Source organism: Rhodopirellula maiorica SM1, from assembly GCF_000346295.1.
Classification (GTDB): Bacteria; Planctomycetota; Planctomycetia; order Pirellulales; family Pirellulaceae; genus Novipirellula; species Novipirellula maiorica.
The window spans coordinates 1-9,234 of the sequence record NZ_ANOG01000772.1 but is presented as its reverse complement, the minus strand read 5'-3'; the positions used below and the strand labels follow the sequence as shown (position 1 = coordinate 9,234).

General features: G+C 54.2%; 6 protein-coding genes and 1 pseudogene. 4 read left to right on the top strand and 3 right to left on the bottom strand.

The window, feature by feature from the left end; genetic code table 11:
- Positions 1 to 49: 49 nt before the first annotated feature.
- Together RMSM_RS25105 and aroE are read right to left on the bottom strand one after the other, a co-directional pair.
- Positions 50 to 559 (bottom strand): GNAT family N-acetyltransferase, encoded by a 510-nt coding sequence (locus tag RMSM_RS25105; RefSeq protein ID WP_008703162.1) that lies wholly within the window; start codon positions 557 to 559, stop codon positions 50 to 52.
- An 18-nt stretch (positions 560 to 577) separates the two neighbouring features.
- A complete protein-coding gene (gene aroE / locus RMSM_RS25100) occupies positions 578 to 2,068 on the bottom strand; it encodes a shikimate dehydrogenase (RefSeq protein WP_040769330.1) in 1,491 nt (496 codons plus the stop codon).
- A gap of 137 nt (positions 2,069 to 2,205) precedes the next feature.
- Here aroE and RMSM_RS25095 point away from each other — a divergent pair, with 137 nt between their 5' ends.
- The 4 genes from RMSM_RS25095 (at position 2,206) to RMSM_RS37330 (ending at position 8,753) form a co-directional block, all read left to right on the top strand.
- On the top strand, positions 2,206 to 3,366 hold the full coding sequence (locus RMSM_RS25095) for an outer membrane protein assembly factor BamB family protein (RefSeq protein WP_008703157.1): 1,161 nt from the start codon (positions 2,206 to 2,208) through the stop codon (positions 3,364 to 3,366).
- Positions 3,367 to 3,477: 111 nt separating this feature from the next.
- Positions 3,478 to 4,797, top strand: a complete 1,320-nt coding sequence (locus tag RMSM_RS25090) for a coproporphyrinogen-III oxidase family protein (protein WP_008703155.1) — start codon at positions 3,478 to 3,480, stop codon at positions 4,795 to 4,797.
- Positions 4,794 to 5,258 carry a glycine cleavage system protein H gene (locus RMSM_RS25085; RefSeq protein WP_008703152.1) on the top strand — a complete coding sequence of 155 codons (465 nt, stop codon included), beginning with the start codon at positions 4,794 to 4,796 and terminating at the stop codon, positions 5,256 to 5,258. The genes RMSM_RS25090 and RMSM_RS25085 overlap by 4 nt, the downstream gene beginning before the upstream one ends.
- A 153-nt stretch (positions 5,259 to 5,411) precedes the next feature.
- Complete coding sequence (locus RMSM_RS37330) at positions 5,412 to 8,753, top strand: DEAD/DEAH box helicase (RefSeq protein WP_236622295.1); 3,342 nt, start codon at positions 5,412 to 5,414, stop codon at positions 8,751 to 8,753.
- Positions 8,754 to 8,820: 67 nt separating this feature from the next.
- On the opposite strand, the pseudogene RMSM_RS25075 reads toward RMSM_RS37330, so the two are convergent.
- Positions 8,821 to 9,234: pseudogene (locus RMSM_RS25075) on the bottom strand (hypothetical protein); the annotation flags it as partial.

Sequence of the window (9,234 nt, the reverse complement as noted above, 5' to 3'; positions counted from 1 at the left end):
CTAAATCAACAGCCTGCTCTGCTAGCCGCAACGACGGTTGCCTAGCTGATCAGTGCGGGTGGCGAGGGCGTAATTGACAGAAGAACGCTTTTTTCTGGTCGGGCAGCGAGTAATCGAAGCCACAATTTTTGAAAAATTCTTCGGAGGAACTGATTGCCATCACCTCCATCACTCCCAGATCACGAGCTCGCTGGACACAGTGGTCGACTAACATTCGGCCAACACCGATGTTCCGATAGTCATGGTGCACCGCCAAGCTGAGCAGTTCGGCCAGCTTGGCACTGTAGATTTCAACGGCGGCAAAACCGAGGCACTTTTCTTTGCCGTCATCGGTTCGCACCGCCATAAATCCGTGTCGAGTCAGCTCGATCACTTCGGCTTCGGTGCGAGCCAACAATAGACGCTGGGTCACATAAGGCCGCAGCAGGGCGTGAATCGCTTCGGCGTCACTTGGCATCGCTTTGCGAATCGTCACCCCCGCCAACAGCGAAGGGGTTTCGTCGCCGGGTTTCTCTGGCGAAGGGGGGGTATTTTGCGAAGAATCCTGCGTCACGATCACTCCTAATGCCGCAAATGCTTAATTTAACTGAACGGGGTTGGTCGCTTGTTTGATGGTGTCCCGCATCAATTGGGAAGGAGCATCACGTCCGGTAAACAATTTGTACTGGTACGCTGCTTGGCGAACAAACATATCGACACCGGTGATAATGCGGCAGCCGTGCTTTTTCGCTTGCTTAATCAGCATCGTGCTTTCCGGATTGTAGACCGTATCAAAGACGACCATGAATTGATTCATGGCCGAGGCGTTATACGGAGAGCTGTCGACATCCGGATGCATTCCGATCGGCGTTCCATTGACCAACAAATTGACCTTCTGCGAATGTCGGTCATCCCATTCGACCACACGGCATCCGATTTCGGTCGCCAAAAGGTTGGCGCGTTCAAAGGTTCGTGAGGCGATCGTGATTTCGGCTCCCCGTTGTCGCAATCCCCAAGCGATGGCCCGTGATACCCCACCGGCGCCAAGGATCATGACCGACATACCCTGCATCGGTTTGTCGACATCTTTTCTCAACGTCAGCACCTGTTCGATGCAATCCATCGCTGCCCGATAATCGGTGTTATAGCCGAGGTTGTCTTGGCCTTGGAAAATCACCGTATTGACCGCCCCGATTCCGTTTGCACTCGATTCGGCCTGCGTGCAATATTCAAGCGTTCGTTCCTTGTGAGGGATCGTAACGCTAATCCCACTGACCCCGAGTTTGCGGGCGTTTTGTAGGAAAATGTGTAGGTCGTCTGCGGGGACGCGGAACGGCAAATACCGAGCATTCAGCCCCTGGTCGTAAAAGGCGGTGTTGTGAATCAGCGGACTGTAGCTGTGGGCCACCGGATCGGCGACGACTCCGAACAATTCGGTCGCTTCGTTGATTTCCTTGTAGCGGTACAGCGTGTTCATTTCTTTCCAATTGAGCTGTCCCGGCGCCAGTTTCTTTTCGGCGCTGTACGTGGCATAGGTGAACGGCGATCCGACGCGTTCGCCTAGAATCCGGGTCACCATCCCGATTTCGCCCATGCAAATTCCAATTGTCGGTCGCTTGGCGTTTTTGACCATATTCAGCATACGGATGTTGTCCGAGAAGCTGTTGGCCATCGATGCAATTTTGACAATATCGGCGTCCTCGTCCGCCATTGCGGCCGCGAGGCTTTCGAGATCGTCGGGGGTTTCGGCAAAATCGTGGTAGCTGATGATCCGTTTTGTGTCGCCGTAGCGAGGGATTTGCGAAGCAATATCGGCTTCGATATCCACGTATTCGACCCCAGCGGCGATGGCACTCCGCAGCACCATTAACCGTTCCTGCTCGCTCCGCATCCAACGTCCCCCGTCCTCGCGGCGGCGACACGTGATCACCACAGGACCGGGGCGTTCATCAATCAAACGCTTCAAGTTGACCGCTCGCCCGATGAAATCCAGCCGAAGCTCGACCAACTCGGCGCCTTGTTCGACAAGAAACTGATGTTCAGCAATCATCCGCTTGTGGCGGGCACGACCGAGGCTAACACAAATCATGAAGTCAGAAAAAACATCGAGGAAAAACGGTCCTGCATTCGCAGGGTGAAGCAAGCACGTATAATCGCTGGAATCGCCGATTTTGACTACCGGCTATCGCAAAGACTCGAAAATAAGCTGCAATGTTGAAGATAAACATGTTTTCTGAAGCCGGCTGCGTCAAATTTGCCGTCGTTTTGATCTCAATTTCGCTTGCCACCGCTGTTTCGCCTACCGGGTACGCCTCGGACGAATCGGCTCGCAAATCCATTTCGAATTGGGCGTTGGCGCGAGGAAACCCCGAATCCACCGGTGCCACGGATCAGGTTGTCCCCCAAGATCTGGTTGTTAAATGGGAATACAAGGCGGACGAGGCGATCGAGTCGGCGTTGGTCGTCGCCGACAATTTGGTGTTTGCAGCCGATGTGATGGGAAAACTCTACGCAATCTCGCGGTCCGACGGCAAAGAAGTGTGGACCCACAACTATGACACCGGGTTCACCGCCGCACCGGCGTTTCACGACGGACACCTCGCAATCGGCGATGTCGAAGGCAATTTCTATTTTCTCGAGGCCAAAACGGGAAAACTGCTGTGGCAAGCCGAAACCGAAGGCGAGATCGACGGCTCGGCGGCATTTTTTGGCGACAACGTGCTGATCGCCAGCCAGGATGGAAAACTGTACTGCTTTGCCGCCAAAGACGGCTCGTCCGTGTGGACCTATCAAACCGACGACCAAATTCGCTGTAGCCCCACCGTTGCTGGAGATCGCACTTTCCTGGGCGGATGTGATGGGCAACTGCACATCGTTGATTTGAACACGGGCAAAGCGATCGGAGACACCATTCCGCTTGGGGGCCCCACCGGCAGCACCCCTGCGGTCCAAGGCGACAGCGCCTTTTTGCCGATCATGGACGGAGCGGTTTTGGCATTGGACTGGAAAAATCAGAAAGAAAAGTGGCGTTACATCGACGAGGACCGCCCGCAAGAGTACCGCGGCAGTGCGGCGGTCGCTGGCGATCAGGTGATCGTCAGTAGCCAAAACAAACAGGTCGATTCGATTTCAATGAAGACCGGAAAACGTTTGTGGCGTTATACTCTTCGTCGCCGTGCCGATGCGTCGCCGGTGATCTCGGCAGACGATGTTTGGATCGCGTCGACCGATGGACGGCTGATTCGCTTGTCGCTTGCCGACGGAAGCGAACGCTGGAAATATGAAATTCGCGGCTCGTTTATCGCGCCACCTGCAATCGCCGGTGGCGAAGTATTTGTGGCCGATGATAATGGGATCGTACGGTGCTTTGCCAAACCCGCGTCCTAAAATCCACCTGACTGTTTTATGACGTAACTTGCCTGTCGCTACCCAAGCGATTTGCAACAAGACGTCCCACCGCTTGAATCCTTTCCCTCCTACAGCCCAAAGCCACTCCACATGTCATCGGCCGCAAGCGATAAAAAGAAAACCGAAGTCGGCAGCTACTTCATCTCGAACTACCCCCCCTACAGCCAATGGAAGAAAGAAGAGTTGCCGGCGGTAAACGAGGCGTTACATCATGCCCCCAAAGAAGACACGCCGCTTGGGCTCTATCTGCACATTCCGTTTTGCCGCAAACGCTGCAAGTTCTGTTACTTCAAAGTTTTTACCGACGTCAACGCCGCGGAAGTCCAGCGGTATGTCGATGCGCTGTGCAACGAGATCTCGATGGTCAGCAAATTGCCCGTAATGGGCGACCGACCGTTTCGGTTTGTGTACTTTGGCGGAGGCACCCCAAGCTTTCTGGCCCCGAAACAGCTTACCAAGCTGGCTGATCGACTGCGCCAACACATCACCTGGGACGGTGCCGAAGAGGTGACGTTTGAATGTGAACCGGGAACGCTGAGCGAAACCAAAGTCAAAACGCTTCGCGAAGAACTCGGTGTGACCCGTTTGAGTTTGGGAATCGAAAATTTCTCGGACAAGATTCTCGAGGACAACGGACGCGCCCATCTGAGCAAGCAAGTTTTTAATGCTTGGGAATGGATCAGCGCGGCTCAGTTCCCCAACGTGAACATCGATTTGATCTCGGGAATGGTTGGCGAAACCTGGGACAATTGGAAAGAGAACGTGCGACGTACTCTCGAACTGTCGCCGGAAAGCGTCACGATCTATCAAATGGAATTGCCGTTTAACACGGTCTACAGCAAAGATATTCTTGGCAATAAAGTCGAAAGCCCGGTGGCCGATTGGCAGACCAAACGGGCTTGGGTTGATTACGCATTCAGCGAATTTATCGCCGCCGGCTACAGCGTCAGCAGCGCCTACACCGTGGTGAAAGACCCTAGCAAAGTCAACTTCTCGTACCGTGACAATCTTTGGCAGGGTGCCGATTTGTTGGCGACCGGAATCGCCAGCTTTGGTCACGCCAGCGGAGTGCACTACCAAAACCTACCTGAACTCGAGCAGTATCTGGGGGCAATCGAAGCGGGCGAATTGCCACTCGGTCGCGGGTTTGTGCCCACCGATCATCAACGTTTGGTCCGCGAAATGATCCTGTTGCTCAAGCGTGGTTATCTAGAAGTCGGCTACTTTCGCGACAAATTTGGTGTCGACATCCTCTCGGATTGGCAAGACCAATGGAACACCTACGTCGAGGACGGATTGGTCACGATCGATGGCGACACGATCCGACTGACTCGCGATGGACTACTGCGTGCCGACGCGTTGTTGCCTGCGTTCTTTGAACCCGAGCACCAAGGGGTTCGCTACACGTGAGCAGTGATTCGTTCTCGTTCGCGATGGGCGAATTTACAGCCGAATTTCCAGGCGACCGAATGTACGTCCGCAATCACATGTGGGCGTTACAAACCACGGGCGATCGTTGGCGTTTCGGCTTGACCGGTTATGCCGTGCGGTTATTACAAGACGTCTACTTTTTAGAGTGGACGCTCGAACCGGTCGCCACAATCGCGTCTCGCCAATTGATCGGAGCGATCGAAAGCAAAAAAGCCGAGAGCGATCTCTACGCGCCGATCGCGGGCGTCTTAGTGACGATCAACGATGCCTGCTTGACGGACCCTTCGATCATCAATGCTGATACCTACGGTGACGGATGGCTGTTCGAAATCGAAAGCAAGGAAGTCGATTCGCTACTCAGCCCCGAAGGCTACCAGACGCACCTAGTCGATGCATGGAAGGTCGCCCAGCGAACGATCAAAGGTCAAGCGAATACTTGAGCGTTTACAACGCTCGCTTTATCGTTCTGACTCGGCATAAAACGGCGGATTTGATATAACGAGGCAGGTCTTGGTCGAGCGACCACGACGCAACGTTCTCATTTCACGCCATGGCTTGTCATTATGAAAGACGGATCTTTGAACCCACAAGCAATGCAAGCCGCAATTGCCCAACTCGCCAAGGCAAGGGCATCGGCGAATGAGGCGAAATTGCCCTCTTTTATACTGCCGCCAAAAATCGATCCCAACGTAGGCCTTCACCGGCATGCGCAGTGGCATGATCGTCTCGTTGACATTTTCAACGCGTTTCCTCCGACGATCAAGCACCTGACCCGCGATCAAGACGTTCGCTGTTCCGTCAAGCAAGTATTCTCGGCGGGAGAATTTCATGGCGTTGTTGTCACTTCGCAAGATAAGCCCGAGGTCTTTGCTCGAGTCGACGATGCCGATTTCCTGACGGGATGCACTTGTGACGATGCGGGTGGCAAACGAATTTGCGTGCATCAGTACGAATTCGTCGACTACCTGTTGGACCAATTGGAATTCATGAGGTCGCCACTATCACGAGACGTCATCAAGGGCAACTTTGCCAAAGGCAAAGCCAACTACGATCGCTTTGAAGTCGATTTAAAAGAACGAGCGTTTAGGCGATTGAATGCATTGATCGACTTTGAATCCTCCATGGCATCCGAGGATGATCCCGCAGGTGACGATAGCCTACCGGTTCTGCAAGAGCGACGAGCTCAGCGTGTCGCTTGGGATTTCCAGTTCAACGACGGATACGTGACCGTCTCTGCCATGCTGCAAATGCAGAAAAAAAGGGGAGATGGATTTACCAAAGGCAAGAAACTGTCGCTCGATCGGCTTGTCAAAGAAGTGGATTTGCCGTTATCAACGGCGGACCGCAGGGTGGTCGCCGGTATCACTCGCGACGACGAGGGGTACTACTACGGTGGTTCGGGGTTAATTCTCGATGCGTTTTATGCATTGTCGCGGCTCGTCAATCAACCCAATTTGATGTTCGATGGCGAACCTTGCCAGCTTGTTCGTGCCCCCATTTGCATCGCCCTGTTGCCGCTGAAGCAAAGCGGTAAATGGGCGTTTGGCTTTACCGACGAAAACGGAAAAACCCGAGAGGGCAAACTCCTTTGCACTCGGAGTGCGTTTTTGAGTATCGATGCGAAAAACCAAGTTCTGCATCTAAGCGAGATGGATGGCGAGAACATCGAATTGATGCGTGACGTCGTTGGTCTGGGTGTCTTTGAAGATGACCAGATTGCTGCGGTGACCGAAAAGGTGCGTTCGCTGCAAAAACGAATCTCGTTACGGCTGCCTGAATCGCATGCGGGCCCGATCATCCGCGAACAGGCGCCGCTTGCCTTGTTGCTGCGATCACGCAGTGACGGTGCCATGGATTATGGGATTCGTTTTCGCGATGCCGCGGGAATTTTGCGATGCCCCGGTGCGGATCCGATGGTCGTCACGGTAACCCGAGATGGAAAACCGGTCCAAGTGCAACGTGATCCTGTGGAAGAGTTTCAGCGAGCTCAAAAGATCGCCGAGTCGCTTGATCTGCAGATCGACGACAGTACCGGTTTCGGTACGACCACCGATTTCCACGCCGCACTGCGTGTTATCGAACGGCTTCAAACAAGCGACCTCGATATCGAGGTCCTGTGGGACAAAACGAGCGAGAAACCGATCTCGGTTTTGGGCAGTCTTTCTAGCAAGAATGTCCGCGTCGATATCTCCAGCAAACGGAATTGGTTTGGCATCAGCGGTGAATGCGATTTTGGCGACAAGAAAGTCCCACTCAAAGAACTTCTCGATGGATTATCCACAGCAACCGCCGACGAAATCCAAGGCGACTTTATCCGTGTGGGTGACGGAGGCTGGGCTCGCATTTCGGATTCGCTACGCAAACGTTTGAATCGATTGCATGATGCGGCGCACGCGGATCGCCAAACGTTGAAACTCGATGCCACCGCAGCCCCCGCGATCCGGGACTTGATGGAATCGGACATCGAAATCAAAGCGGCCAAATCGTGGCAGAAATGCTTGACTCGACTCAACCGCTCCGAAAAACTGAATCCCTCGCTCCCTAAAAAACTTGATGCGACACTGCGTGACTATCAAATCGATGGATACAAATGGATGCGTCGTCTGGCCGAATGGGGCGTCGGCGGGGTTTTGGCCGACGACATGGGGCTAGGCAAAACACTGCAAACGCTTGCGGTGTTGTTGGACCGATCCGAAACCGGCCCTAGCTTGGTGATCGCCCCCACTTCGGTTGGATTCAATTGGGCTCGCGAAGCCGGGCGGTTCGCTCCGGATTTGAACGTGCATTTGTACCGCGAAACTGAGCGTGAAGAGTTTCTGCCATCGGTCGGTCCCGGTAACCTTGTCGTCTGTAGCTACGGATTGGCCCTACGTGATGCCGCCGCACTCGCGAAGATCCAATGGGGAACGATCGTGCTTGATGAGGCGCAGGCGATCAAAAATAGCCGCAGCAAAACGTCCAAGGCGATCGCCGCACTGAAATCCGATTGGATCGTGGCACTGACCGGAACCCCCGTCGAAAATCATCTTGGCGAATTGTGGAGTCTGTTCCATGTTGTTTCCCCCGGCGTGTTTGGCGGTTGGGATCATTTTCGTAAACGATTTGCCTTGCCGATTGAAAAACAAGGCGACGAAGCCAGCCGGATGGCGTTGGCCGAACGGTTGAAGCCGTTTGTGTTGCGACGGACCAAATCCGAAGTGCTGACAGAATTGCCACCGCGAACCGAAATGAACTTGTATGTCGATCTTAGTCCCGCTGAACGTGCCGAGTACGAGAAGGTGCGACAGGTGGCGATCGGCGAGATCGAACAGCTCGAATCACAACCCGACATCAAAGACCAACGGTTCAAAATCCTCGCGATGCTGACACGGCTTCGACAAATCTCTTGCCACGCTGGCTTGGTCAATAAAAACTGGACCGAATCGTCGGCCAAACTGGACCAACTGTGTGAAACACTCGATAGTCTTCGCGAAGAAGGACACCGGGCATTGGTGTTTAGCCAATTCACCGCCCACTTGGCATTGATTCGAACGGCACTGGATGCTCGCGGAATCACGTACGAATATTTGGACGGATCAACCCCCGCCGCAGCACGCCAACAAGCCGTCGATCGTTTTCAGCAAGGCACCGCCAACGTGTTCTTGATCTCGCTGAAAGCAGGCGGGACCGGATTGAATTTGACGGCCGCCGACTATGTGATCCACATGGATCCGTGGTGGAACCCGGCGGTCGAAGACCAAGCTACCGACCGAGCGCATCGCTACGGGCAAGACAAACCGGTCATGGTTTATCGCATCATCGCCAAGGGAACGATCGAGGAAGAGATCCTTGCACTCCATGAATCCAAACGCGATCTCGTCGCCGGCGTGATGGAAGGAACCGAGGCCGCTGCGAAGCTTTCCAACGACGACTTGATCCGTATGATCCGCAGCTAAGCGGTAATCCGAAAGCTTTGGCGACTTTCGCTACGCCCCAAGCGGACACCTACACGCCGAACAATCCTTACTCGGCGGGCAGACATCGCTTCAGCGTCATCATCGCCATCGCGGTCCCATAGGGACGATGGTAATCGTACAGCGGATAGTCCCACCAACATCCGTTCTTTTCTTGTAGTGGGACGATTAAATCCGCCAGCATCGCTTGATACGGAGCACGCTCGGCGGCCGGCAATTGATCCACACACATGGCCGCATAGTAGTGACCAAAGTAATAGAAATAGCCTGCGACCTGGAACCATGATTCGTGCGGTATCGGTCGTTTGCGTCCGATATCCAACCAACCATTGCGTTCGTACAACCGGTACAGCCAATGCTTTAGCACGTTGTCGGTGATCGCGGCATCACCCCAGACGCGAAGCGCGAGATTGCAGCACTGGGATCGACCAAGCGACCCACCAGGGCGATTGATCTCGCGCAT